General features: G+C 63.3%; 25 protein-coding genes. 16 read left to right on the top strand and 9 right to left on the bottom strand.

Translation table 11 applies throughout. The features are described from left to right. The first annotated feature begins 38 nt into the window (after positions 1-38). Together WYS_RS00125 and WYS_RS00120 are read left to right on the top strand one after the other, a co-directional pair. Complete coding sequence (locus tag WYS_RS00125) at positions 39-518, top strand: 4Fe-4S dicluster domain-containing protein (RefSeq protein ID WP_019176126.1); 480 nt, start codon at positions 39-41, stop codon at positions 516-518. Next, positions 515-1,348 (top strand): CoB--CoM heterodisulfide reductase iron-sulfur subunit B family protein, encoded by an 834-nt coding sequence (locus WYS_RS00120; protein ID WP_019176125.1) that lies wholly within the window; start codon positions 515-517, stop codon positions 1,346-1,348. Before WYS_RS00125 ends, WYS_RS00120 begins: the two co-directional genes overlap by 4 nt. Here the strand turns inward: WYS_RS00120 and nadC are convergent. Genes nadC through WYS_RS00105 form a run of 3 tightly spaced genes read right to left on the bottom strand, consistent with a single transcriptional unit; the run spans position 1,332 to position 3,891 of the window. Continuing rightward, complete coding sequence (gene nadC / locus WYS_RS00115; protein ID WP_019176124.1) at positions 1,332-2,162, bottom strand: carboxylating nicotinate-nucleotide diphosphorylase; 831 nt, start codon at positions 2,160-2,162, stop codon at positions 1,332-1,334. The genes WYS_RS00120 and nadC overlap by 17 nt on opposite strands. Positions 2,163-2,205: 43 nt before the next feature. After that, positions 2,206-3,456 carry an MBL fold metallo-hydrolase gene (locus WYS_RS00110; protein ID WP_019176123.1) on the bottom strand — a complete coding sequence of 417 codons (1,251 nt, stop codon included), beginning with the start codon at positions 3,454-3,456 and terminating at the stop codon, positions 2,206-2,208. Positions 3,457-3,471: 15 nt separating this feature from the next. Further along, positions 3,472-3,891, bottom strand: coding sequence for a secondary thiamine-phosphate synthase enzyme YjbQ (locus tag WYS_RS00105; protein ID WP_019176122.1), 420 nt, complete (start codon positions 3,889-3,891; stop codon positions 3,472-3,474). A gap of 154 nt (positions 3,892-4,045) precedes the next feature. On the opposite strand from WYS_RS00105, the gene WYS_RS00100 reads away from it, so the two are divergent. The 8 genes from WYS_RS00100 to WYS_RS00065 all read left to right on the top strand — a co-directional run bounded on the left by WYS_RS00100 (position 4,046) and on the right by WYS_RS00065 (position 10,673). Further along, positions 4,046-4,405 (top strand): hypothetical protein, encoded by a 360-nt coding sequence (locus WYS_RS00100; protein ID WP_147654553.1) that lies wholly within the window; start codon positions 4,046-4,048, stop codon positions 4,403-4,405. 101 nt (positions 4,406-4,506) lie between these two features. Then, a complete protein-coding gene (locus WYS_RS13765; protein WP_147654552.1) occupies positions 4,507-5,424 on the top strand; it encodes a hypothetical protein in 918 nt (305 codons plus the stop codon). A 307-nt stretch (positions 5,425-5,731) separates the two neighbouring features. Then, positions 5,732-6,043, top strand: a complete 312-nt coding sequence (locus WYS_RS00090; protein WP_019176119.1) for a transcription factor S — start codon at positions 5,732-5,734, stop codon at positions 6,041-6,043. A 76-nt stretch (positions 6,044-6,119) separates the two neighbouring features. After that, the gene (gene pcn / locus WYS_RS00085; RefSeq protein ID WP_019176118.1) at positions 6,120-6,857 is read left to right on the top strand and encodes a proliferating cell nuclear antigen (pcna); all 738 of its coding nucleotides are present in this window, start codon (positions 6,120-6,122) and stop codon (positions 6,855-6,857) included. Positions 6,858-7,023: 166 nt separating this feature from the next. Then, positions 7,024-7,860 carry a transketolase gene (locus tag WYS_RS00080; protein WP_019176117.1) on the top strand — a complete coding sequence of 279 codons (837 nt, stop codon included), beginning with the start codon at positions 7,024-7,026 and terminating at the stop codon, positions 7,858-7,860. After that, positions 7,857-8,804 carry a transketolase family protein gene (locus WYS_RS00075; protein WP_019176116.1) on the top strand — a complete coding sequence of 316 codons (948 nt, stop codon included), beginning with the start codon at positions 7,857-7,859 and terminating at the stop codon, positions 8,802-8,804. The genes WYS_RS00080 and WYS_RS00075 overlap by 4 nt, the downstream gene beginning before the upstream one ends. Then, on the top strand, positions 8,801-9,451 hold the full coding sequence (gene fsa, locus WYS_RS00070) for a fructose-6-phosphate aldolase (protein WP_019176115.1): 651 nt from the start codon (positions 8,801-8,803) through the stop codon (positions 9,449-9,451). Before WYS_RS00075 ends, fsa begins: the two co-directional genes overlap by 4 nt. Positions 9,452-9,500: 49 nt before the next feature. Continuing rightward, positions 9,501-10,673 (top strand): geranylgeranyl reductase family protein, encoded by a 1,173-nt coding sequence (locus WYS_RS00065; protein ID WP_019176114.1) that lies wholly within the window; start codon positions 9,501-9,503, stop codon positions 10,671-10,673. Here WYS_RS00065 and WYS_RS00060 read toward each other — a convergent pair. Further along, the gene (locus tag WYS_RS00060) at positions 10,670-11,344 is read right to left on the bottom strand and encodes a hypothetical protein (RefSeq protein ID WP_147654551.1); all 675 of its coding nucleotides are present in this window, start codon (positions 11,342-11,344) and stop codon (positions 10,670-10,672) included. The genes WYS_RS00065 and WYS_RS00060 overlap by 4 nt on opposite strands. Positions 11,345-11,477: 133 nt before the next feature. On the opposite strand from WYS_RS00060, the gene WYS_RS00055 reads away from it, so the two are divergent. Further along, the gene (locus WYS_RS00055; RefSeq protein WP_019176112.1) at positions 11,478-12,500 is read left to right on the top strand and encodes a class I SAM-dependent methyltransferase; all 1,023 of its coding nucleotides are present in this window, start codon (positions 11,478-11,480) and stop codon (positions 12,498-12,500) included. On the opposite strand, the gene WYS_RS00050 is transcribed toward WYS_RS00055, so the two are convergent. Beyond that, on the bottom strand, positions 12,497-14,026 hold the full coding sequence (locus WYS_RS00050) for a hypothetical protein (RefSeq protein ID WP_019176111.1): 1,530 nt from the start codon (positions 14,024-14,026) through the stop codon (positions 12,497-12,499). The two genes, WYS_RS00055 and WYS_RS00050, sit on opposite strands and share 4 nt — an antisense overlap. A 283-nt stretch (positions 14,027-14,309) precedes the next feature. On the opposite strand from WYS_RS00050, the gene WYS_RS00045 reads away from it, so the two are divergent. Further along, on the top strand, positions 14,310-15,017 hold the full coding sequence (locus WYS_RS00045) for a DUF835 domain-containing protein (RefSeq protein ID WP_019176110.1): 708 nt from the start codon (positions 14,310-14,312) through the stop codon (positions 15,015-15,017). Between the two features lie 21 nt (positions 15,018-15,038). On the opposite strand, the gene albA is transcribed toward WYS_RS00045, so the two are convergent. The 3 genes from albA to WYS_RS00030 all read right to left on the bottom strand — a co-directional run bounded on the left by albA (position 15,039) and on the right by WYS_RS00030 (position 17,325). After that, positions 15,039-15,311, bottom strand: a complete 273-nt coding sequence (gene albA, locus WYS_RS00040; protein WP_019176109.1) for a DNA-binding protein Alba — start codon at positions 15,309-15,311, stop codon at positions 15,039-15,041. A gap of 101 nt (positions 15,312-15,412) precedes the next feature. After that, positions 15,413-16,045 carry a helix-turn-helix domain-containing protein gene (locus tag WYS_RS00035; RefSeq protein WP_236993951.1) on the bottom strand — a complete coding sequence of 211 codons (633 nt, stop codon included), beginning with the start codon at positions 16,043-16,045 and terminating at the stop codon, positions 15,413-15,415. A gap of 29 nt (positions 16,046-16,074) precedes the next feature. Beyond that, positions 16,075-17,325, bottom strand: coding sequence for a Glu/Leu/Phe/Val family dehydrogenase (locus tag WYS_RS00030; RefSeq protein ID WP_026068644.1), 1,251 nt, complete (start codon positions 17,323-17,325; stop codon positions 16,075-16,077). Positions 17,326-17,485: 160 nt separating this feature from the next. Between WYS_RS00030 and polX the strand changes: the two genes are divergently transcribed. The 4 genes from polX to WYS_RS00010 are packed head-to-tail and all read left to right on the top strand — an operon-like array spanning position 17,486 to position 22,990. Continuing rightward, entirely contained in the window at positions 17,486-19,207 is a 1,722-nt protein-coding gene (gene polX / locus WYS_RS00025) for a DNA polymerase/3'-5' exonuclease PolX (RefSeq protein ID WP_019176106.1), read from the top strand. A 42-nt stretch (positions 19,208-19,249) separates the two neighbouring features. After that, positions 19,250-20,179, top strand: coding sequence for a ribose 1,5-bisphosphate isomerase (locus WYS_RS00020; RefSeq protein WP_019176105.1), 930 nt, complete (start codon positions 19,250-19,252; stop codon positions 20,177-20,179). 2 nt (positions 20,180-20,181) lie between these two features. Next, positions 20,182-21,420, top strand: a complete 1,239-nt coding sequence (locus WYS_RS00015) for a RuBisCO large subunit C-terminal-like domain-containing protein (RefSeq protein WP_019176104.1) — start codon at positions 20,182-20,184, stop codon at positions 21,418-21,420. Positions 21,421-21,424: 4 nt separating this feature from the next. Further along, positions 21,425-22,990 (top strand): AMP phosphorylase, encoded by a 1,566-nt coding sequence (locus WYS_RS00010; RefSeq protein WP_019176103.1) that lies wholly within the window; start codon positions 21,425-21,427, stop codon positions 22,988-22,990. Here WYS_RS00010 and WYS_RS00005 read toward each other — a convergent pair. Further along, a complete protein-coding gene (locus WYS_RS00005) occupies positions 22,941-23,687 on the bottom strand; it encodes a hypothetical protein (protein ID WP_019176102.1) in 747 nt (248 codons plus the stop codon). The genes WYS_RS00010 and WYS_RS00005 overlap by 50 nt on opposite strands. Positions 23,688-23,734: the final 47 nt, after the last annotated feature.

The raw sequence follows: 23,734 nt of genomic DNA, 5'->3' as shown, positions 1-23,734 counted from the left end.
GGGGAAAGTAGAAAACGGCGGGCGGCGTTGGAGGGGGCGTGAGGAGGACCGCCGAGGACCCCAGCGTGGCCCGGGACCTGAACAGGGGCAGTGAGCTGCATCGCTGCCAGCAGTGCGGGGCCTGCGCTTCGGTATGCCCTAGCCAGGCGCGAGGGGGCATACGCCCGGCGGAGCTGATGGCGCGCGCCTCCCTGGGGGCGGTGGACGTCCGGAGCGAGAGGAGCGTGTGGCTGTGCGCGGCATGCATGTCCTGCTCCGAGCGCTGCCCTTCCGGGGCCGGACCGGGCGAAGTGGTGGCGCGCCTGCGCGAGCTCGCTTCCGAGGCCGGGAACCGCCCCCCGTACCTCGGCGAGGAGGCCAAGCGGTTCATGCAGACCGGCATCTGCTTCCCCAAGACCGGCATGACCAGGAAGATGCGCAAGGAGCTGGGCCTGGATGATATGGAGGTCTCGGCGGAGGCGGTGCGGGAGGTCGGGGAGATCTGCCGCCGCACCGGGCTGGGGAGGCTGAGGGAATGAACCGGCCGCTCTACCTCTTCAGCGGCTGCCTCATCCCCACCAGGCTGCCGTTCCTGGAAGCATCGTCGCGCTTCGTGCTGGACCGGCTCGGCGTGGAGCACTCGGACCTGCCGCAGGCCACCTGCTGCGTGGAGCCCATCGGATTGAAGAGCCTGGCCCGGGATACCTGGCTGGCCTCGGCCGCCCGCCTCCTTTCCATCGCCGAGGAGGGCGGGAGGGACATCCTGACGCTGTGCAACGGCTGCTACATGTCCCTCCGGGAGGCGCAGCACGCTCTCGAGGACGAGGCGAGGAAGAGAGAGGTCAACGCGGTGCTGAGAGAGATCGGCCGGGAGTACCGGGGGGACGCGGAGGTGCGCCACCTGGCCGGGTTCCTCGCTGAAAGAGAGGAGGGAGTGCGCTCGCGCGTCGTCAACCCGCTGACCGATCTGAAGCTGGCCTCCCACCCCGGCTGCCACATGGTGAGGCCGAGCGAGGTGTTGAAGGTGGACCGGTCCTTCCGTCCGGAGACCTTGAGCAGGATAGCCTCCTGGACCGGCGCCGAGGTGGTGGCGGGCGAGGACTGGCCGAAATGCTGCGGGGGCGGGCTGTCGGGCATCGACGACGAGCTGTCCTCCGCCATCCTGGCCGATGCGGTGTCCGGCTTCCGGCCCTCCGGGGCGGCGGCGATATTGACGCCCTGCCCGTTCTGCTTCGTGCAGCTGGACCTCAAGCAGAAGGACGGCCTGCCGGTGCTCCACCTGTCGGAGCTGCTGGCACTGGCGTTCGGGGCGGAGCCGTCCAGGATAGGAATGCAGTACCACCGCAACAAGCTCAATCTGCAGCGGTGACGTCGAGAACGTCCAGGGAGAAGTGGACCGCCCGGGAGGAGTGGGTCAGCCACCCCAGGGAGATTATGTCCACGCCCGCTTCCGCGTACCGCGGGGCCGATTCCGGAGTGATCCTCCCGGATACTTCCACCAGCACACGGGGGTCGATGGCCCTTATGGCGTCAGCGCATTCCTTCGCCTGCTCAGGGGCCATATTGTCCAGGAGAATGATGTCCGCCCCAGCCTGGGCCGCTACCTTGGCGTCGCCGAGGGACTCCACCTCGACCTCCACCTTCTTGGTGAAGGAGGCCTGCTTGGCCTTCAGGACCGCATCGGACACGCTGCCGACGATCCTGAGGTGGTTGTCCTTGATCAGAATGGCGTCGTCCAGACGATAACGGTGAGGATCGCCGCCGCCGAGCGAGACGGCCTTCTTCTCATAGAACCGGAACCCCGGGGTGGTCTTGCGCGTAGCCGCCACCCTGGTCCTCGGGCTGACCTTCCTGACCGCCGCCTGCACCTCCGCGGTGGCAGTGGCGATCCCGGACATGCGCATGAGGAAGTTGAGCGCCAGCCTCTCCCCCAGCAGGATGTCCTTCAGCCGGCCCCTGATGACCAGGACCTCGGCCCCCTCGGCCAGGGTGTCGCCGTCCTTGGCGCCGGGGACGGTCTCCAGACCGAGGGTCCGGAACACCTCGATGGCCTCCTCCAGGCCGGCCAGCACGCAGGCCTCGCCGGTCCTGACGGAGGCGGTGCCGGACTGCTCGCCGATGAGGGCGTCCGAGGTGATGTCCCCGAAGCCCCTGTCCTCCTGAAGGAACTCCCTGATGCTCATGTCATATCGCGGATGGGGCGTCGGGGTATTAAATCCACCCGGCTTATAGCTCGATCTCTTCCTCCGCCTTGGGGAGGAGGACCTGCAGGCCCTCTCCCCGGACCGCCTGGGCGAGAGGCTCGCGATCATCGGAGTGCATGATGATTACCTTCTCGGGGTCGCAGGCCCTGATGAACGCCAGCAGCTCGTTCTGGTCGGCGTGCGCGCTGAGGTCGTACTTCTTGACCTCGCACTTGATCTTCACCGGCCTCTTGAGCTCTTCCTTCACCGCCTGCACCTCTATGAAGCCGTCCCTCAGCAGCCTGTAGCCGTTGGACTCCTCGACCTGGTAGCCGCTCAGCAGGATGGCGCTGCGGGGATCGTCCTTCACGTCGTCGATGTACGACAGTACGGGGCCGCCGTCCAGCATGCCTCCGGTAGTGACGATGACCTGGGCCTCCTTGCGGGCCTGCTTGCGGTCCTGGGGAGTGCGCACCTCGTGGAACTTCCGCCGGGCCGCCTTGAGGGCCTTCTCCGAACGGATGTACTCCGGCCGCTCCAGGTAGTGCCGGGTGATGGCCTTCCCCATCCCGTCGACCCACATGTTGTACTTGAGGTCCTTGAGTATGAGCATCAGCTCCTGGGTGCGGCCCACCGCGAAGCACGGCAGGATGGCCCTACCGCCCCGCTCCACGACCTCCTTGACCTTCTCGATCAGCTCGTACTCGGTCTTCATGCGGTCGGGGTGCAGGCGTCCGGAGTAGGTGCCCTCGATGATGAGGTTGTCGACCTTTACCGGGTGGGCGCCCCACACCAGCCTCATGTTGTAGGTGTGGATGTCCCCGGTGAACATGGTAGTGCTTTCGCCTCGCAGCTCGTACATGGCGGCGCCGGGCAGGTGCCCGGCGGGGTGCAGTTCGACCTCGAAGCCTCCCACGTCCATGACCTCGCCGTAGGTCATGGGGGTCATGTTGCGCATCATGGTCCGGATGTCCTGCTCGTCGTATGGCTTCGGGTACCCCTCGGCATCGGCGACCTTCAGGGAGTCGCGCACCAGCAGCTCCGCCACATCTATGGTGGTGGGGGTGGCCACGACCTCGGTGTCATATTTGCCGCATAGCCAGGGCATCATGCCGCAGTGGTCCAGGTGGCTGTGCGTCAGGAACGCCATGTCCACCGGAGGAGCGGCCAGCGGGTACTGGGGGGGCTTGGACGCAGTCATTCCATATTCGAAGAGCAGGGTAGCACCCTTGTTCTGGAGGAGCATACCCATCCTCCCGACCACATCTGCGCCGCCTAAGAACTTGATTTTCATATCATTTACCTCCTTTTAATCTCCAAGGATCTGTACAATTACCTTTCTGTCCCTTCCGCGGTTGTCCAGCTCCATCAGGACCACCTGCTGCCAGGTGCCCAGGTCGAGGGTACCGTCGTGGAAGGGCACCGTCATGGACGTTCCAAGGAACGAGGAGCGGATGTGGGAATGCCCGTTGCCGTCGCCCCACCGCCGGTGATGGTCGTAGTCCATCTCCTTGGGGAACAGGCGCTGCAGGGCATCCCTCATGTCTTTCTGGAGACCTTCCTCGTTCTCGATGGTGAACAGGCCGGCGGTGGAATGGCCGACGAACACGCAGGCCAGGCCGTCCTTTAGACGGGACGCCGCCACCGCCTCCCTTAAATGACCGGTAAGGTCGACTATATCGCCTTCCGATGCGGTCTTGATATTAAGGACCTTTCTATAGTTCCCCATGCGTCTCTCTACTGCAACCGCTACTAAAAGTAGAGTATTTTAATTTGATGTTCGTGGTCCGAGAGCATCCATCCACCGCTGGCCGCGATGATGCTTCATCCATCCCCGAACCGAAATGCAAAGGATAATAACCTCCTTCGAATTCGATGTTCTCGTGTCAGAGAACAATGTTATGGGAGAGCTGCCCTGGACCAACAGCAAGCAGGATGACAAGGTCTGGCTGGCCTCGAGCTTTCGGGTCGTGCTTTTCAAGACAGGCATCGAGAAGGCCGGGAGCGTGAATCAGCTGGGGCGGGAACTGGGCTACCGCTCCCGGGTCCACCCCGGGTGGAGCGTCAGACAGATCATGCTGGGGAAGCAGCCCTTCCCCCTGGACCGCCTGAAGGTCTTCGCCGAGTACCTGGACATGCCGCTGGACGAGATATTGAGGCACCGCACCATGCCTACCGCGGTCACCTTGGCCAGCACCAAGAAGGCGCTTATCGACAGCGGCATGCACTACCACCTGCCCTGACGCTGGCTTGTTCTATTTCCGGCGGGCAGCATGCTAAGACATTTATAGTCACCGCGCCATAGCTCCCTTTGTCGGACATATGTCCGACCCGGGGGATGGGAGTGCCTCTATTACGGAAGGGAACGAGGATAGATGATGAGACGACCAGCTCGCTGGTCCGCAGCGGGGTCTATCATCTTTCCGACACTTATGACGACGAGGAGGCCAAGAAGTTCGACGGTCCCGTCACCTATAGCTTCTGGAGCGCCATGAAGTACACCTTCACCCTGTCGCTCCTGCTGTGGTGGCTGCCCATATTCGGCCAGATGATAGCCGGGTATGTGGGGGGGCGAAGGGCCGGGGCGCCCTGGAAGGGCGTGATCGCGGCGCTGTTCCCGGTAGTGTTCATCTTCATCATCAGCACCCTGGTGAAGTGGAGCGTCCTGCCCACCGTCATCTACGGCATAGACCTCAGCCCGGAGGCCATCGCGGCGCTCATCGCCACGAACGTCCCGGTGATGCAGCCGTACATCGAGTTCGTGGACATGTACCTGACCTCCTTCTTCACATCCCTGCACGCGGCGTCCAACGTCGGCCTGGAGAGCTACGTCACCACCGTGGCGTTCGCCTACATCGGCGGGGTGCTCTCCCAGCAGAACAGGAGGGAGCTGGAGCTCCTGGCCCGCATGAGCAGGGGGACCAGCACCACCATAATCGTGGAGGGTAACAGAAATAACGCCCCGGAGGCCCGGACGGTGGAGCGCAGGGGCAGGCAGCCCCTCGGGTTCGAGGACCTCAGGATGATAGGCGCGGAGCCCATGACGGACGTCGAACCCATGCCCTTCCGCACCGCCAGGAGGGAGATCGTCGAGGAGGAGGACCCCATCGCCATGAGGGAGCGCAGGGCCATGAGGGAGAGGGCGCAGTCCATGAGCCAGCAGCAGAAGGGCGTGGAACGCAGGGTCCAGAGGAGGGCGGCGGAAGAGGCCCGCCCGGTCCGCCGCAGCAGCGAGGAGAAGACGGACTGGGAGTTCATCTGAGCCAGGACCCGGTCCGATGGGCGCCGGCGGTCCCGGGGACTGGAGGACGCTGGAACGGTCAATGCTCCGATCGTGAGAACATGCGGGCCTTGACAGTCCCGAGCCCCCTGCCTTGACCAGCAGGCAGGTCCCGGCGGCATCGGACACCGCATGGTGCCCTACGCGCAACGCCGTACGGGCTGCCATTCGCTTCAACACCGTTCTCCCTGAACGCGGGGGTGCTTGGCGCACCTTTTTCGTATCCGGTCAAGACCTGCGGGGAACCCTTTTATACAAGGCTGATTTTGGGAAGACCGGCGAAATAATCATGTTCTGTTCGAAGTGCGGATCGCTTCTGTTCCCGACCCAGGCCAAGGACGGCGTGGTGACGTGCAAGTGCGGCCACCAGGAGCCGGTGGCCGGAGGACAGACCATCAAGACGGTCCAGAAGAAGAAAGAGGTAGAGGACTGCCCAGTAGTTGACGGCATCGAGGGCGTGATGCCCAAGACCAACGTTACCTGCCCCAAGTGCGGGCACAACGAGGCCTATTGGTATCTTAGGCAGACCAGGAAATCGGACGAACCGGAGACGACCTTCCTCACCTGCTGCAAGTGCGGGCACAGGTGGAGAAAGTACTGAACTGGCCCATCTTTACTGAAAGGTTTATGATGGGCAACCGCTTTACCTTCAAAACATATTTAGCCGGGGGAAATTAATGTTTCACGCGAAAATCAAATCTGAGACCCTGAAAGGCATTGTCGATGTGGTCTCGACCCTTGTTGACGAGGCGAAGTTCAAGATCGACCCGGAGGGTATGGAACTGAAGGCCGTCGACCCGGCCCACGTGGCCATGGTGGACATGAGGGTGGAGAGGACCGCCTTCGAGGAGTTCTCCGCCGACGACACCGAGATCGGGGTGGACCTGGACAAGATCAAGGAGGTCCTGAGGCTGGCCCGCTCCGGCGACGTCATCGAGATGGAGCAGGACGAGGACAAGAACCGCTTGGTGCTCCACGTCGGCAACATCACCCGGCGCATGAACCTGGTCGACACCACCGGGATGAACGACCCCAAGGTGCCGAACGTCAGCCTCCCGACCAAGATCGCCGTCACCTCCGACGAGCTGCAGAAGGGCATCCGCGCCGCCGAGTCCGTCTCGGACCACATCGCCCTGACCGCTTCTCCCGACGGTTTCGAGATGTTCTCCGAGGGCGACACCGATTCGGTCAGCCTGAAGCTGCCCAAGGAGCTGCTGATCTCCATCGAGTGCGATGAGAAGGTGAGGAGCCTGTTCCCCCTGGACTACTTCTCCAATATGGTGCGCTCCATACCCGGAGGGTCGGTGGTGTCCATCAACCTGGGCAGCGACTACCCGGTGAAGCTGCAGTTCGACATAGCGGACAAGAAGGGCAGCGTCAACTACCTGCTGGCGCCGAGGATCGAGAGCGATTGATCTTCCCGCCCTCCTTCAACCATTTCCTTTTCCTTCCCCCATCGCTCACATCGGCCGCCGGACCGGCGAGGCGAGGCATAATCTGGATGCATGGGCTGTTGCTCCAAAAGCTTTTTAATCACGGCCCGATTATTCACCAATCCCCTCCCCACGAAGGTGTACCAATTTGACCTTATACGACGAGCAGACCATCAAGACCCTGGAGGCAAAAGCGAATCTGATCCGCAGGCACGTCATCAAGATGACCTATGCCGCGCAGTCCGGGCACCCCGGGGGCTCCCTTTCCTACGCTGACATCATTGCCGCTCTTTTCTTCAAGGTCATGAAGCACCGCCCCGATGATCCCAAGTGGGAGGGCCGGGACAAGCTGGTATTGTCCAAGGGGCACGCCGCGCCGGCGTACTACGCAGCGCTGGCCGAGGCAGGGTACTTCCCGGTGAAGGACCTGACGTCGCTACGCCAGCTGGGCTCGCACCTGCAGGGGCATCCCTGCCGCAGGAAGACCCCTGGTATCGAGATCTCCACCGGTTCCTTGGGACAAGGACTGAGCGTAGCCAACGGCATGGGCCTGGCGGCCAAGCTGGACCGCCGCGCCACCCGCATCTATTGCCTGTGCGGAGACGGGGAGATGCAGGAGGGCCAGAACTGGGAGGCGGCCATGCTGGCATCCCATTACAAGATCGACAACGTCACCGCCATCATCGACCGCAACAGGATGCAGATCGACGGACCGACCGAGCAGATAATGTCACTGGAGCCCCTGGGCGACAAGTGGAGGGCCTTCGGCTGGAACGTCATCGAGATCAATGGGCATGACATGAGGCAGATACTCGAAGCATGCGATAAGGCCAAGCAGGTCACCGGCAAGCCGACCGTGATCATCGCCAACACCATCAAGGGAAAGGGCGTGTCGTTCATGGAGGGCGCCGTGGCTTTCCACGGGAAGGCGCCCAACCAGGACGAGTACCGCATCGCCCTGAAGGAACTGGGGGAACCGCAATGAAGTGGGTCTATACCAGCCAGAGGAAGGAGTACGGCAACGCCCTCGTCGAGATCGGGAAGGCGCGCACCGACGTGGTGGTGCTGGACGGAGACCTCTCCTCGTCCACCCGGACGGTCGATTTCGCCAAGAAGTTCCCCGAGCGGTTCTTCAACTGCGGCATCGCCGAGCAGAACCTCATGGGCACCGCCGCCGGGCTGGCCGTTTCAGGGAAGACCGTCTTCGCCTCGACCTTCGCGGTGTTCGCGACGGGGAGGTGCTGGGACCAGATCAGGCAGTCCATCGCCTATTCGAACCTCAATGTCAAGATCGTCGCCACCCACGCCGGCATCACCGTAGGACCGGACGGGGCGACGCACCAGGCCCTGGAGGACATCGCCCTCATGAGGGTGCTCCCCAACATGACCGTCATCGTTCCCGCCGACGGGGTGGAAGCGTACAAGGCCGTGAAGGCCGTCGCCGAGCACAATGGGCCCTGCTATGTCAGGCTGGGACGATCGGACGTGCCGATGGTCACCACCATGGACTCGCCGTTCACCATCGGGAAGGCCACCGTCATCAGGGAAGGTACCGACGTCACCCTGGTGGGGTGCGGGCAGATGGTGGCGATATGCGCCGACGCGGCCGAGGAGCTGCAGGCCAAGGGCATATCCGCCGAGGTCATCAACATGTCGACGATCAAGCCGCTGGACGGCGAGACGCTGCTCCGCTCGGTCAGGAAGACCGGCGGGGTAGTGACGGCGGAAGAGCATTCCATAGAATCGGGCCTGGGAGGAGCGGTCAGCGAGTTCCTCGGCGACCACCATCCCGTCCCGCAGAGAAGGATCGGCACCCCCGCCTGCTTCGGAGAGTCCGGGGAGAGCGAGGCGCTGATGCGCCGCTACGGGCTTACCAGTGAAAAGGTGGCCGCCGCGGCCGAGGACGTCATCAGGAGGAAGAAGCAATGAAGATATTCATCGACACCGCTAACCTGGACAAGATAAAGGAAGTGAACAGCTGGGGGATCCTGGACGGGGTCACCACCAACCCCTCCCTGGTGGCCAAGGAGAACACCGACTTCAGGACCCTGGTGGGGGAGATATGCAAGCTCGTTGACGGGCCCATCAGCGCCGAGGTCATGAGCACCAAGGCCGCCGACATGGTGGCGGAAGCGAGGGAGCTGGCCAAGATCAACAGGAACGTGGTCATCAAGGTCCCCATGACCGAGGAGGGCCTGAAGGCCACCAAGACCCTGGCCAACGAGGACATCCCGGTCAACATGACCCTCATCTTCTCGGCCGCGCAGGCGCTGCTGGCAGCCAAGGCCGGGGCAAGGTACGTGTCCCCGTTCGTGGGCCGCCTGGACGACATCGGCCAGGACGGCATGAAGCTCATCTCCGAGATCATGAACATCCTGGACAACTACGACTTCGACACCGAGGTCATCGTGGCGTCGGTGCGCGACCCCATCCACGTGGTCGAGGCGGCGCAGCTGGGCGCGCACATTGCCACCATTCCGTACGACGTTCTGAAGAAGATGTTCAATCATCCTCTTACGGACAATGGGATCAAGAAGTTCCAGGACGATTGGGCCAAGGTGCCCAAGAAGCCTTGAGCTTCTTTCCCGGAAAGGGTAAAATAGCCGCATTTGTTCTCTCTGGGCCATGGAGGATCCCGAGCTGGTGGTGGTGGGCGGCGGTCCGGTGGGCAGCACCGTGGCCGCTCAGACCGCTTCCTTCTCCACGCTGGTGGTGGAGGAGCATCCCGAGGTAGGCACGCCGGTGCAGTGCACCGGGCTCGTCCATCCCCGCGTGGTGGAGATGGCCGGGGGCGAGAGTTCCGTCATCAACGCCATCAGCGGGTTCAAGCTGTTCTTCCCGGGGGGGAGGGTCCTCGACGTCATGTCCAACGAGGTCAAGGCCATGGTCATCGACCGCACCACCTTCGACCGCCACTGCTGCGACCGGGCCATCGATGAGGGCGCCGATGTCCTCACCGGCCGCAAGTTCGTGGGGTTCCGGAAGGAGGGGGCGAAGGCGAGGGTGCGCCTGGAGGGGCCGAAGGGCAAGGAAGAGCTGACCACCTCCCTGATCATCGGCGCGGACGGCTACAAGTCCACGGTGGGGGCGGCGGCTGGCATCGGCCCGGCCAAGGAGACCGTGCGGGGGATGCAGGTCGACCTGGACACCGTGCTGGACATCCAATCTCAAGTGGAAGTGTATCTGGGCAAGAACGTGGCCCCCGGCTTCTTCGCCTGGGTGCTGCCCTGCGGCGATTTTACTCGTGTAGGGCTGTGCGTGTCCAACGGGGCCGGGGCACCCAGCAAGTTCCTTTCCGAGCTTATTAGGAAGAGAGGGCTGCAGGGGGCCGAGCGGCTGCGCACCTACTCCGGGGTGATCCCCATCGGCCCTCCCAAGATCACTCATGCCGACAATGTCCTCATCGTCGGGGACGCCGCCGCGCAGACCAAGCCGCTGTCCGGCGGGGGGCTCTTCACGGGAATGCGGGCGGCCAAGTGGGCCGCCATGACCGCGGTGGACGCCCTGGAGGAGGGCGACGTCAGCGCTTCCTATCTTTCGTCCTACGAGCAGAGGTGGAGGTCGGACATCGGGAAAGAGCTGGAGCGGGGCATGCTGGTGCGCAAGGTCTATACCAAGATGAGCGACCAGAAGCTCGACGAGGTGGGACGGATGATGGACCGCGACGACGCCAAGGAGGTGCTGTCCACCGGTGACATCGACTTCCCTTCAAAGCTTGCCCGCCCCATGCTGAAGACCGTGCCGACATTGATCAAGTTCTCGCCGCAGGCGCTGGGGTCGCTGCTGAGGAAGTCCTAGTCCTTCCATTCGAACAAGTTCATATTCATGATCTCTTCGAAGGAGTATTCGCCGGCGGACCCATGGTCTTTTATTATCGTCCCTCGACCCATGCCTGATCCCGGGTCCTCGACCCGGACGTTCCAGTGATGGATCAGGACATCAACGATTTCCCTCACCGTGCTGGGAGGCTTATTGCCCAAGCTTACCTTCTTTCCCGACCTCGTTACTATCACGAGGCCAGTGGGGGCGTCGGCCCAGTAAACCGGCTCATTTTCCGTGATGTACTGGAAGCCATAGTCCCTCCTGATCCTGATACGGTCGATCTTCTCTTTACGGACATAATCAGGTCTGCCGATCAACTTTCGACGGAGCCTTGGCGGGATAGATATGCGGTCCTCGAAGATAGTGGTCGCTAAGCTGCCGTCCAATGTGTCCTTGTCGCGATTTTCTGTTCTATAAAGTTGCAACAAGATTGCCGTCCAGGCCAGGATCATCGCAAATATAAACGCACCAGGGTCTGACCATTCTTTAGCCTGGGGATCGAGCAGTACATATAGGGATCCCAGGAACAGACCGGCAGCTATCGGACGGAAAGACCATTGGTACATCTTCAAGGATTTGGTATTCGTTTTGCTACTGTTGAATACGTATTTAGGAAGTCTTTCTCTGAACAGGACCGTCTCGCTCATGCTCAAGCGCTTCCACATGTTGTTCGGACTATTGAATTTTAGCTGATGGAAAATATGAGCCAGCTCGAAAGGCCCCAAGGCTCGAGTTCTTCCGAGCAAAGGGTGAAATAGCCCCGCACTTTTAGTTGGCCCGATGATGCTAGCCAAGGTCCCCCGCGACCGCGCCGAGGCGGCGCGCAAGAAGCTGTTCCGCAGGGGGCTGGTGCGCAAGGACCTCCGCATATTCGAGGAGGATGGAAATGTCCTCCTGCCTCTTCGCGCCGAGCCGGACCCGGAACTGCAGCGGGAGCTTGGCATATCCATCGTGGACGGGCAGGCCCAGGAACGGACCTTCTACCGTTCCCCCCAGGAGCTGGCGGCCGAGGCCGCCGACATCCCCGAGGAACTGAAGTCCCTTCTTCCGCAGCGCTGGGAGCACATCGGCGATGTCATCATCATCCGCGTGCCGGAGCAGCTGGAGCCATACGCCGGGGAGGCCGCGGCTTCCTACGCCAAGGTCCTCAAGGCCAAAGCGGTGATCCGTGAGGTCGGCAGGATCAGGGGGGTGTACAGGACGCCGGAGATGGAGGTCCTGTACGGCACCGACACCGAGACAGTGCACTTCGAGAACGGCATATACTATAAGCTGGACGCCGCCAAGCTGATGTTCTCCTCCGGGAACATCGATGAGAAGCTGCGCATGGCCGCGCTCGACTGCGCCGGGGAGACCGTCGTCGATATGTTCGCCGGCATCGGCTACTTCACTTTGCCGCTGGCGGTGCATACCGGCGCGTCGAAGGTCATCGCCTGCGAGATCAACCCCCTGGCATTCCGATATCTCCAGGAGAACGTTCGGCTTAACCGCGTGGAGAAGGTCGTGCAGCTGTTCCACGGGGACAACAGGGAGCTGCCCGGGGAGAGGATCGCCGACCGAGTCATCATGGGATACGTTCGAACGACCGGCGAGCACTTGGAGAAGGCGTTCGATCTCGTCAAGCCGGGCGGCACCATCCACTATCAGGACACCTTCCCGCTGGAGGTGTGGCCGCAGATGGCCCTGGACAACGTTGCCAGAGCGTCGAAGGGCCGACGCTACGAGGTCATGCTGATGAAGGAAGTGAAGTCCTACTCCCCCGGCGTCTCGCACATGGTGCTGGACATCAAAGTTCTCGATTAAGCGCGCTCGACCTCTTCCATCGCCCCGGACGCTTCCAGGAGCAGCTTCAGCGCGTCGGCGTAGCCTTCCCCGCTCTCCTCGATGAGCTTCTGGGCGAAGGGGGCGAGGTACGCGCCGAAGTCCGATTCCTCCCGGGTGAACTGCCACTGCTTGCCCTGCCCTTCCCCCAGCGCGGCGATGAACGCGAAGGATACCGAGCGGAGCTTGTGATCGGTGCCCTTGCCTTTCTCGATCTGGCGCAGCGCCGCCTCCTTCCCCTCGGTCTTGCATACCTTGGCAAGCCGGTCGGCGTAGGAGCCTACCGGGCCGAGCTTGCGGTACCGCGGCAGGGTGGCCTCGATCCCCCTGAACTTCTCCATGCGGTACGCCTCCACCACCATCTGGGACGGGGTGAGCTCGGAGCGTTCCGCGAGGACCTTCTTGACCACGTCCGGGGACGCCACCTGGGCGAGGAGTTCGTCGCGGTGCTGGGGCCACAGGTCGGTGATGAGGTTGGCGGCCTGGTCCGTGCGCGAGAGGATGCACAGCTTGCGCGAGGAGATCAGCTTGGATATCGCTTCCTTCTCCGCGTCGCTCCCCCTCAGCGCCGCCAGGAACCGCTGCTTGTCCTGGCCGAAACACTCCTCGCCGATGAGGTACACCTCATCCTCGTTCTTGCGGATGCGCTCCAGCCTCTCCTTGGAGGCCGCTTCGAGCAGGGCCGAATCGTTCAGCTCGCCCTTGAGGTACTTCGCTTTAAGTTCCTTGCTGAGGTCCGAGGCTCCCTTCACCCCGCAGCTCGCGCAGTCGGAGGTGCACTTGAGCCCGGTCATGACCTCCACGTCGAAGTCATCGGTCGGCACCTTGGCGGCGATCCGGCTGGCCAGGATGTGGACGGTGTTGGAATCCTTGACGCAGGACGGGCACACGCTGATGACGACATCGGCGCCCTTCCACCTGATCAGCAAGCGCTCCTCGACCTTGGGGTGGGGGCATTTGCCTTCATCGTCCACGTCGTAGGGGAGCTCCGCGAGCATTTCCTCCACGTACTCGGCGGGAGGCCGGGGGCCGTGTGGGCTGCAGACGGCCTTCTCCTGCGTGGAATAGATGTGAAGGTTGTTGCTCTCCGCGATCTTCCACAGCGCCATCAGCCTCAGCTCGGGATTGTCGTAATGCTGGACACCGATGAGCTTATCCCTCTCCACCTTCCCTCGAACCGCATAGGACACCTCCCCCATGGGAGTGCGGGCTATCGCCAGGTACGGCACCTTCCCGGCGAGGTGCAGGGATATCGTGGCCGCGTACGCCCGGACGAGCTGGTCGCCCCAGTTCATGGCAAAGTCGAGCTTTCGCTCGTTGTGTCGGTTCTCCGACACCTTCTCCATCTTCTCGATGTGCTTCCTAAGCTCGCAGCCCCGGCAGCCCTCGGCGCATTCGGGCATGAGCAAGGAAGGGTCCTCCGCCAAAAGCCTCGACTTCTCGAGAAGGTCCTTCTCCAGGGTCTTAGGGGTGGCCTTGGCCCCCCGGAAACGTGCCCGGCGTCCCATGAAGTGCCCCTACGTCGAGAAGCGCATTAAGTCTTTGTATCGTCCTGCCGGAGAAAACGTCGCAGCATGGCGGCATGCGGCCGATGATCTGGCAAGAGGACGGCCAGGGTCGGGGCGATCAATCAAGCAGGCCGGGGCGACGGCCAGCGCTCATGCTGGCACTGCTGGATGACCCGCCGACGTCCTGACCGCGCAGCGGCCGAGGCGCGAGTGGGTCTTCTTTTTTCGCGAAGGGACCAAAGAACATTTTTATCCGCGTAGGTGATTGCAATCCCGGGATGCAGTGTCAGAAGGACAGGATTATTTCAAGGGCTACATTAAAGGGTACGAGGACGGCCTTAACCAGGCCTGGGACGACCTCATCGGCCTCACCACCCGCGGGTACAGCCCCCGGGAGATCCAGGTCATGGCCAAGAGCAAGCGCTCGTCGATCGGACAGAACATAAAGGACAAGAAGCGCGTCATCAGGGACCAGAACGGAGTGGACCTGTTCGAGAAGGTGCCGGCCCGCAGGGCCGCGCCGAGGATCGCCGCCGGGCGGGCGTACATCGTCCAGGGCACCGGCGTCGAGCGCGCCGTCAACATGTTCAGCGAGCTGACCTCCGAGGGGGGCAGGGGGCTGTGCATCACCCGCCGCTTCCCCGGGGACTACCAGGCCGCCATCGGCCCGGGGACCACATCATACTGGCTGACCAGGCAGGAGAACGGGGAATCGGCCTCTCCATACCCGTGCATCTCGCCCTCGGACATGGGGCGCATGATCACCCTGGCCCGCGGGTTCATGAAGGAGGCGGAAGGCGGCGTGGTGCTCCTGGAGGGGACGGAGTACCTCATCGTGCAGAACGATCTGAACAACGTGCTGAAGTTCCTGCAGTCGATGGTGGACCTGGCCATAACCTCGCGCAGCATCCTGCTGCTGGCCATCAACCCCTCGGCCGTGGACCAGAAGGTCATGAGCAACCTGGAATGCAACACCGCCGCGGTGCTGTGACCTCGCGAGGGCCTCGCCGCGTCACCGGCCCATGCTGATGATGATGGAGGACACGTTGGCACTCTCCCCCGAACTGGCGGAAAGCACCTCGGTGTCGATCTTGATGTCCCTGACCTGCGCTTCCTTGATGAAGCGGCGGCGCACTATCTCCGCCACGTCCACCGCCCGGCTGATGGCCTTCCCCCTGGCCTTGATGATGACATCGTTGGAGCCGCCGTTGAACTGGGTGACCACTGCCAGCACGTAGTTCATGGTCGGCTTCTTCCCTATGTAGATGGTATTGTCGTCCGACACTTCGGTCCCCGCCGGTCCAACCAACGAGGGGGTTATTTATAAGTTCTTGGAATTCGCAGATCCCCTTCCCCGCCCGGATGGAGAGCCAGATGTCAAAGATCTCAGTACTGGCGGTGCTCCGAGAAGTACCTCGTCATGATGCGGCGCTGCCCTTTTCGCAATATCTCCGACAGCGTAGAGGTCGATATCCCGAAGGCCTTGGCGAGGTCCCGGAGGGCCACCTTGCGGGGGAAATCGAAGTAGCCGCGCTCGTAGGCCATCCGCGTGATCTGCTCCTGGCGCTGAGTGAGCTCGTCGGTCCCGGCGATCTCGGTCAGCTTGACCAGCTTGGGGCCGGCCTGCAGCTTCTCCAGGTTCGCGATCAGGTCCTGCAGGGCCTTCTTCTCGGTGACCAGCATGGTCCAGCTCATCCTCCCGTTCCGGGTGGTCGAGCCGGTCAGGAAGCATTCCGTCCCGGCAAGCAGGCGGCACACCATGCACTGGTTGGTGGAGAAGACGGCCAGGGCCTTTCCCCGGTCGATGGCGCTGATGTCCACGTTGAATATGTTGGGGTTGTTGCGGACCTGCTCGATGACCTTGGGGAGGTCATCCTCGTTCTCCACCTCGATCTGCACGAGGTCCCTCACGCCGTTGGAGGATGTCTTTGAATCGATCACCTTGATGACCGAGGGGAACTGCTCCACCACGTCGGTTATCCAGTTGTCGGGCAGGGAAAGTGAGACTACCGCTTCCATCATGACCTATCGGCATCCGGAAGACGTCATCAGGGATAAATGCCCCGCTCCTTGGTAGCCTTGACCACTTCCTGGACCGCCAGGATGTAGGCGGCGGTGCGCATGTCCACGTTCCTCGACCTCGCGGTGGCGTACACCTTGGCGAAGGCATAGGTCATGATCTGATTGAGGCGGTTCTTTATCTCCCCGGCCGACCAGAACAGGTACTGGAGGTCCTGCACCCATTCGAAGTACGAGACGGTGACGCCCCCGGCGTTGCACAGGATGTCCGGGACCAGGGTGATGCCCCTCTCGAACAGTATCCTGTCCGCCTCCGGCGAGGTCGGCCCGTTGGCCCCCTCGGCCACGATCCGCGCCTTGATCTTTCCGGCGTTGCCGGCGTCGATCACGCCCTCCAGGGCGGCGGGCACCAGCACGGTGCACTCCAGCTCCAGGACCTCCTCGTTGGTGATGTCCCGCGCTCCCTTGAAGCCCTTGACCGAGCCGGTGGCCTTCTTGTGCGCCTCCAGCGCCTCCAGGTCCAGGCCGGCGGGGTCGTGCACCCCGCCCGAGGAGTCGGACACCGCCACGATCCTCGCCCCCAGCTCGTCCTTGAGCAGCCGGGCGGCGTTCTTGCCGACATTGCCGAACCCCTGGATGGCCACGGTGGACCGCTGGGGGTCGATGTCGTTGACGTTCATCGCCTCCCTGATGCAATACATGACCCCTCGGGAGGTCGCCTCCTCCCTTCCTTCCGAACCTCCCAGGTGGATGGGCTTCCCCGTCACCACTCCCGGGACGGAATACCCTGCCCCCATGGAGTAGGTGTCCATGATCCACGCCATCGTTTGAGCGTCGGTGTACACATCAGGCGCGAGGATGTCCTCATGGGGGCCGATGATGGGCGCGATCTCGGTGGTGAACCTTCTGGTCATCCGCTCCAGCTCGCCCTTGCTCATCTTCTTGGGATCGCAGATCACCCCGCCCTTGGCCCCGCCGAAGGGGAGCCCCACCGTAGCGCACTTCCAGGTCATCCACATGGACAGCGCCCGGACCTCGTCCAGGGTGACGCCGGGGTGATAACGGACGCCTCCCTTGCACGGCCCCCTGGCGATGCTGTGCTGGACCCGGTAGCCGGTGAAGACCTTGATGCTGCCATCGTCCATCTTCACCGGGAAGTTCACCGTGAACTCCCGCTTGGGCTTGGTGAGGATCTCTATCATGCCTTCGTCAAGGCCCAATATCCTCCCGACGTTCCTCACCTGGCTGATCGCGACCTGGTATGGGTTGCTCTTTTCCATGCGTTGCCTCCGTGGCTGGCCGACCTTCTCGAACATTCGTATCGACCCAGGGACATTTATAGCTGAGCAGGAGAGGAGAGCCAGCTCCTCCGGCCGCAGTCTAAATATCATGCAAGCCCATCAAAGGGATGCCGGAACGAACGCTCCAGGCAGGCGGGTCATGAACAACGCCGAGATCGCCCAGATGCTGTACGAGTTCGCCGAGCTGATGGACCTCAAGGGGGACGTGTTCAAGCGGAACGCTTATCGGAAGGCGGCCCAGAGCGTGGAAGACCTGGGCAGGGATGTCCAGGACCTCGTCGCGGAGGGGAATCTGGACTCCATCCCGGGGGTGGGGGAGAGCATCGCCAAGAAGATCAAGGAGCTCGTGGGAACGGGGCGGTCCACCGAGCTGGAGAAGCTGCGGCAGGAGTTCCCCGCCGGGCTGGTGCAGCTGATGAGCGTGCCCGATGTAGGACCGAGATCGGTCATTCGGCTCCGCCAGGAGCTGGGGGTGAACAGCCTCCAGGAGCTGAAGGAGGCCGCGCTGTCCCACCGGATAAGGGGCCTGAAGGGGTTCGGGGAGAGGTCGGAGGAGAACATCCTCAAGGGCATCGCGCTGGTGGAGAAGCAGTCCGGCCGGATGCCCCTGGGACATGCCTACCCCATCGCCAGGGACATCGCCGAGCACCTCAGGATGAGGGGGCACACCCATGCCGTGAGCTTGGCCGGGAGCTTGCGCCGAATGCGCGAGACCGTGGGGGACATCGACATCCTGGCCGGTAGCGACAGCCCCGACAAGGTCATGGACCTGTTCGTCGCCCACCCCCAGGTCGCGTCCGTGATCGCCAGGGGCGGGACCAAGGCGTCGGTGCGCCTGGCCGACGGCACCCAGGTGGACCTTAGGGTGGTGCCCCGTGAGAGCTACGGGGCCGCTCTCCAGTACTTCACCGGGTCCAAGGAGCACAACGTGAAGCTGCGGCGCATCGCCATCCAGAAGGGCTACAAGCTCAACGAGTACGGGGTGTTCCGCAAGGACGATGACGCCCTGGTGGCGGGGAGCGACGAGGACGGCATCTACCGCCTGCTGGGAATGGACCCCATGCCACCGGAGATGAGGGAGGACCGCGGGGAGATCGAAGCGGCCCTGGAGCATCGGCTCCCGAACCTGGTCAGCATGGAGGACATCAAGGGCGACTTCCACGTGCACACCAGCATGAGCGACGGCAGAGCGACCATGCGGGAGGTCGCCGAGGAGGCCGAGCGGAGAGGGTACCGGTACATCGGCGTCACCGACCACTCGCAGTCGCTGCGCATCGCCGGGGGGCTGAGCATCGACTACCTCCTCGCGTCGGTGGAGGAGGCCCGTCAATTGAGCGATGAGCTGGGCTTCCCGGTGCTGCGCGGGGCCGAGGTGGACATCCTGGAGGACGGTTCGCTCGACTACCCGGATGACGTCCTGGCCCAGCTGGACTACGTCATCGGCTCGGTGCACTCGCGGTTCAAGATGGACCGGAGAGAGATGACCGACAGGGTGCTGACGGCCATGTCGAACGAAGAGATGAACATACTCGGCCATCCTACCGGCCGCCTGATCGGAAAGCGGCCGGGGTACGACATCGACCTGGACAGAGTGATGGACGAGGCCCAGAGCAAGGGCGTTCTCCTCGAGCTCAACGGCTTCCCCGACCGGCTGGACCTCAATGACCTCAATTGCCGGAGAGCGAAGGAGCGCGGCGTGATGATGTGCATCGGCACCGACGCCCACAGCCTGGGTCATTTCGACAATATGGAGCTGGCCGTGGGCACCGCCCGCCGGGCTTGGCTGGAGCCGGGGGATATTCTCAATACATACAGTATCGACAGGGTGCGCAAGGTATTCACCAGACAGCGTACGACCTAAACTATATGACATCCCCGGAACATGGGAGGTTCGAGGGGAACGATGGGAGTCATAGAGATCGCCGATTCGATCAAGACCATGAAGGTCCGGGGCGCCGGGCTCATAGCGCGCAGTGCCGCCGAGGCCCTCAAGCAGCAGGCGCTGGACTACCAGGGTGATGACCTGGGGAAGCTCCGGAAGCTGCTCGCCGACGGCCAGCGGACGCTGGTGGATTCCAGGCCGACCGCCATATCGCTGTGGAACGCGGTCCAGGCCACCATGCGCGGCACCTCGGGGGCGGAGAGCGCCGCCGACCTCCGCGACCTCGTGGTGAAGAACGCCGATTCGTTCGTGGCCAGGTCCAGCAGGGCGGTGGAGGTGATCGGGCGCATCGGCTCGCGGCGCATCCGCGACGGCGATACCGTTCTGACCCATTGCAACAGCAAGGCGGCCCTGGGAGTAATCAAGGCCGCCCACGCCGACGGGAAGAAGATCAAGGTCTACGCCACCGAGTCCCGCCCCTGGAGGCAGGGCCTGCTGACGGTCCGCGACCTCGCCGCCGCCGGGGTCCCCTCGACCCTCATCATCGACAGCGCGGTGCGGTGGATCATGAAGGACATCGATGTCGTCGTGGTCGGAGCGGACACCGTATGCTCCAACGGGGCGCTGATCAACAAGGTAGGGACGTCCCAGGTCGCTCTGGCGGCCAGGGAGGCCAGGGTGCCGTTCATCGTGTGCGCCGAGACCTACAAGTTCTCGCCCAAGACCATGCACGGGGAGCTGGTGGAGATCGAGGAGAGGGACGCTTCGGAGGTCATCGACCCGAAGCTGCTGCCCGAGGGCGTGGGGGTCCGCAACCCGGTGTTCGACGCTACCCCTCCGGAGCTCATCGACTCCATAGTCACCGAGATCGGCCTGATCTCGCCATATGCCGCTTACGAAGTGATCGTCAAGGAGATAGGGCCGGACAGCCTGTTCGAAACGGAGGACTGACCATGGAATATTCGGAGAAGTACCTGCGCCTGGGAGAGAAGGTCGACCCGGACGCGTTCGTCATCTGCAAGTACAAGATCACCACCGATCTGGACATCAAGCTGGCCGCCGCGGCCATCGCCACCGAGCAGTCCACCGGCACGTGGACCGGGCTCTCCACCCTCAACGATGAGATATTCGAGAAGTACAGCGGGTTCGTCACCGACATCCAGGGCAACGTGGCGACGATCGCGTACCCCGCGGACGACTTCAGCCTGGACATCGGCGGGGTGCCCCAGATACTCAGCGTCATCTCCGGCAACCTGTTCGGCCTGGAGGCCATCAGGGGGGTGCGCCTGGAGGACGTGTTCTTTCCCCAGAGCATGCTCCGGGAGTTCAAGGGCCCCAAGTTCGGGATCCAGGGGATGAGGGACATCCTCAAGAGGCCGGAGAAGCCGCTGGTGGGGACGATAGTCAAGCCGAAGATCGGGCTGCCCCCGAAAGGGATGGCCGACTACATCTACGAGGCCGGGATGGGCGGGCTGACCAACGGCAAGGACGACGAGACGCTGTCCAACCAGAAGTTCTGCCCCCTCGAGGACCGCGTCGTAGCGATCGCCGAGGCCATCGACCGCGTGAAGGCGGAAACGGGGCATCGCATGATGCACGCTATCAACGTGTCCACCAACGGCGAGAAGATCGTGGAGGTGGCCGAGCGGGCCCAGGATCTCGGAGCATCGGAGCTCATGGTCGATGTCATCACCTGCGGGTTCGCCGCGGTGCAGGCGCTGGCCGAGGACCCTTCCATCAAGCTGCCCATCCACGTCCACAGGACCATGCACGGCGCCATCACCAGGAACAAGGACATGGGAGTGGCGATGGTGGTCTTCGCCAAGCTGGTGCGCATGTGCGGCGGGGACGCCCTGCACGTGGGGACCTTCGGCGTGGGCAAGATGAAAGGCTCCCCGACCGAGGACCTGGCCAACCAGGAGGCCTGCGTCGGTCCCGAGCTGCCGTACAAGCAGACCATGCCGGTCTGCTCCGGAGGGATGCACCCGGCGCTCATCGAGCCGCTGGTCAAGATCACCGGTACCGACGTCCAGATACAGGCCGGCGGCGGCGTGGCCGGGCACCCCGGCGGCGTGCGGGGCGGGGCCAAGGCCATGGCCCAGGCGGTGGACGCGGCCTTCCTGAACATACCGTTCAGCGAATACTCCAAGGACCACAAGGAACTGCGCGAAGCGATGATGAAGTGGAAGTGATTACATGCAGCTCAAGGCAAAGTACATCGACATGGAAACGGCGGAGCACACCTGCGTATTGCACGACGAGGACGCCAGGGAGCTGGGGGTCCGCGAGCAGGACCGCGTGAGGATAAAGCACGAGAGGAACTCCATGGTGTTCATCGTACAGACCACCGACACCGTGGTCAACAAGGGCGAGGTCGGCATCCTGGGCCGGGCGTACAAGCTGCTGGGCCCGGACCCCGACGAGGTCATCGAGGTCGTCGGCACCTCCCGCCCGGCCTCGGTGGACTTCATCAAGAAGAAGATGGCCGGTAAGGAGCTGACCACCGCGGAGATACGCGCCATCGTGAACGACATCGCCGAGCGCACCCTCAGCAACGTCGAGCTCACCGCCTACGTTACCTCGCTGGAGATCAACGGGATGAACATAAGGGAGACCGCCGATCTCACGGAGGCGATGGTGGAGACGGGCGAGACCATCCAGTTCGACCGCTCCCCGGTGTTCGACTTCCACTCCATCGGCGGAAGCCCCGGGAACAAGATCACCCTCATCGTGGTCCCGATAGTGGCGGCGGCGGGCCTGCTGATACCCAAGACATCGTCCCGGGCCATCAGCTCGGCGGCCGGCACCGCGGACATCGTGGAGGTCTTCGCCAACGTGGACCTCGATTCCAACAAGCTCCGCAGCATCGCCGAGTCCGTCGGCGGCACCCTGGCGTGGGGCGGGTCGATGAACCTGGCCCCCGCTGATGACGTCATCATCAGGGTCGAGCATCCCCTGGGCATAGACCCCCACGCCCAGCTGCTGGCATCGGTCATGTCCAAGAAGAAGGCCGTGGGAGCGGACTTCCTGGTCATAGACATCCCGGTGGGCGAGGGCACCAAGGTCCCCACCATGGAGAAGGCCCAGGCCTTCGCCAAGGACTTCGTGGAGCTCGGGGACAAGCTCGGCATACATGTGGAGGCAGCCATCACCTACGGCGATCAGCCGGTGGGCCGCGCCATCGGCCCGGCCCTGGAGGCCAGGGAGGCGATATCCATCCTGGAGGGGAACCAGCACCCCAGCAGCGTCATCGAGAAGGCCGCCGGGATGGCGGGCATGCTCCTGGACATGGGGGGCATAAAGGGAGGCGAAGGGAAGGCCCGGGAGATCCTGGCCTCAGGGGAAGCTCTCAAGAAGTTCCGGGAGATCGTGGCCGCTCAGGGCGGGGACCCCAACATCAAGTCCGAGGACATCCCGGTCGGAAAGTACACCTACGACATAGTGTCGCGCGAGACCGGCTACGTCAACGCCATAAAGAACAAGCAGCTGGTCCAGCTCGCCCGCGCCGCCGGCGCGCCCAAGGACAAGGGGGCCGGGATCCTGCTGCACATGAAGCGCGGGAACCGCGTGTGCGAGGGGCAGCCGCTGTTCACCATCTACGCGGACAACAAGGCCAAGCTGGACCAGGCCATCGAGCTGTCCAGGAAGTTCGAGCCCATGACGGTGGAGGGCATGATCCTGCAGAAGCTGCCGTACATCAGCAAGACCGAGGTCATCGAGAGGACTTTCTGCCCTGTTCCGTCAGAGCCTGAGGCAAAGTGATCTCGCCCTTGGCCACCGCCTCCGCCAGCTCGTGAGTGATGGTAACCTTGCCTCCGCTCTCGATGCGGCTGAGGCGCTGGATGTCCTTCACCTCCCCGGGGGTCGGCTGCACCTCCGGGGGGAAGGGCATCCGGTATCCTGACGACAGTGCGATGGAGACGGCGGCATCGGCGTCCGGCTCCTCGGTGCGGCGGGTGGTGCCCCTCTCGTCCACCACCTCCACGTCGTCGACGGAGTTCCAGATGGATCGGATGACCCGGTTGCGGTTGGTCCGGTCCCCGTGCCCCACCCTGGCGATGATGCGCCCGTGGCGGTAGCACCTGCGGAAGCGGGCGATCTGGTCGACCACCTGCTCCGGCGAGCTGACCGTCTCGGCCGCCAGGACGCGGCCGTCCCCTATGATGGCAAGCCCGGGCCTCATCCCCGGATCGATCCCGACCACCAGGAGGTCAAAGCTCTCTCGCCCCCTTAGCTGGTTGCGGGCCATGTCCAGCACGATCTCCGGCTGGTCACCGGCGACCACCTTGCGGAACTTGACCTTGTACTTCTCCTCGGCGGTGGTGATCACCACGCCCACCGTGTCGGGGATGTCCTCCCCGAAATCCAGGGCCACGAAATGCTCCTTCCTTTCCTTCATGAGCTGGACCAGCTCGTAGAAGAAGCGGAAGTTCTTGGTCATGATCCCTATGACCTTCATCCGAACAAATGGATGCGGGAGAGATTGCTTAATCCTTTCTGACACTC

Source organism: Methanomassiliicoccus luminyensis B10, assembly GCF_000308215.1.
Lineage (GTDB): Archaea > Thermoplasmatota > Thermoplasmata > Methanomassiliicoccales > Methanomassiliicoccaceae > Methanomassiliicoccus > Methanomassiliicoccus luminyensis.
Note: the sequence above shows the minus strand (reverse complement) of the source record. Positions and strands in the feature narration are given on the sequence as shown.

Bases quoted from the DNA above. Each gene is read 5' to 3' on its own strand.
- WYS_RS00075 (WP_019176116.1), top strand. From the start codon at position 7,857: ATGAAGTGGGTCTATACCAGCCAGAGGAAGGAGTACGGCAACGCCCTC.
- WYS_RS00090 (WP_019176119.1), top strand. From the start codon at position 5,732: ATGTTCTGTTCGAAGTGCGGATCGCTTCTGTTCCCGACCCAGGCCAAG.
- WYS_RS00020 (WP_019176105.1), top strand. From the start codon at position 19,250: ATGGGAGTCATAGAGATCGCCGATTCGATCAAGACCATGAAGGTCCGG.
- WYS_RS00105 (WP_019176122.1), bottom strand. From the start codon at position 3,891: ATGGGGAACTATAGAAAGGTCCTTAATATCAAGACCGCATCGGAAGGC.
- WYS_RS00050 (WP_019176111.1), bottom strand. From the start codon at position 14,026: ATGGGACGCCGGGCACGTTTCCGGGGGGCCAAGGCCACCCCTAAGACC.
- WYS_RS00110 (WP_019176123.1), bottom strand. From the start codon at position 3,456: ATGAAAATCAAGTTCTTAGGCGGCGCAGATGTGGTCGGGAGGATGGGT.
- WYS_RS00035 (WP_236993951.1), bottom strand. From the start codon at position 16,045: ATGGAAGCGGTAGTCTCACTTTCCCTGCCCGACAACTGGATAACCGAC.
- polX (WP_019176106.1), top strand. From the start codon at position 17,486: ATGAACAACGCCGAGATCGCCCAGATGCTGTACGAGTTCGCCGAGCTG.
- nadC (WP_019176124.1), bottom strand. From the start codon at position 2,162: ATGAGCATCAGGGAGTTCCTTCAGGAGGACAGGGGCTTCGGGGACATC.
- WYS_RS00055 (WP_019176112.1), top strand. From the start codon at position 11,478: ATGATGCTAGCCAAGGTCCCCCGCGACCGCGCCGAGGCGGCGCGCAAG.
- WYS_RS00010 (WP_019176103.1), top strand. From the start codon at position 21,425: ATGCAGCTCAAGGCAAAGTACATCGACATGGAAACGGCGGAGCACACC.
- WYS_RS00005 (WP_019176102.1), bottom strand. From the start codon at position 23,687: ATGAAGGTCATAGGGATCATGACCAAGAACTTCCGCTTCTTCTACGAG.
- WYS_RS00060 (WP_147654551.1), bottom strand. From the start codon at position 11,344: ATGAGCGAGACGGTCCTGTTCAGAGAAAGACTTCCTAAATACGTATTC.
- WYS_RS00030 (WP_026068644.1), bottom strand. From the start codon at position 17,325: ATGGAAAAGAGCAACCCATACCAGGTCGCGATCAGCCAGGTGAGGAAC.
- WYS_RS00015 (WP_019176104.1), top strand. From the start codon at position 20,182: ATGGAATATTCGGAGAAGTACCTGCGCCTGGGAGAGAAGGTCGACCCG.
- WYS_RS00120 (WP_019176125.1), top strand. From the start codon at position 515: ATGAACCGGCCGCTCTACCTCTTCAGCGGCTGCCTCATCCCCACCAGG.
- WYS_RS00065 (WP_019176114.1), top strand. From the start codon at position 9,501: ATGGAGGATCCCGAGCTGGTGGTGGTGGGCGGCGGTCCGGTGGGCAGC.
- fsa (WP_019176115.1), top strand. From the start codon at position 8,801: ATGAAGATATTCATCGACACCGCTAACCTGGACAAGATAAAGGAAGTG.
- pcn (WP_019176118.1), top strand. From the start codon at position 6,120: ATGTTTCACGCGAAAATCAAATCTGAGACCCTGAAAGGCATTGTCGAT.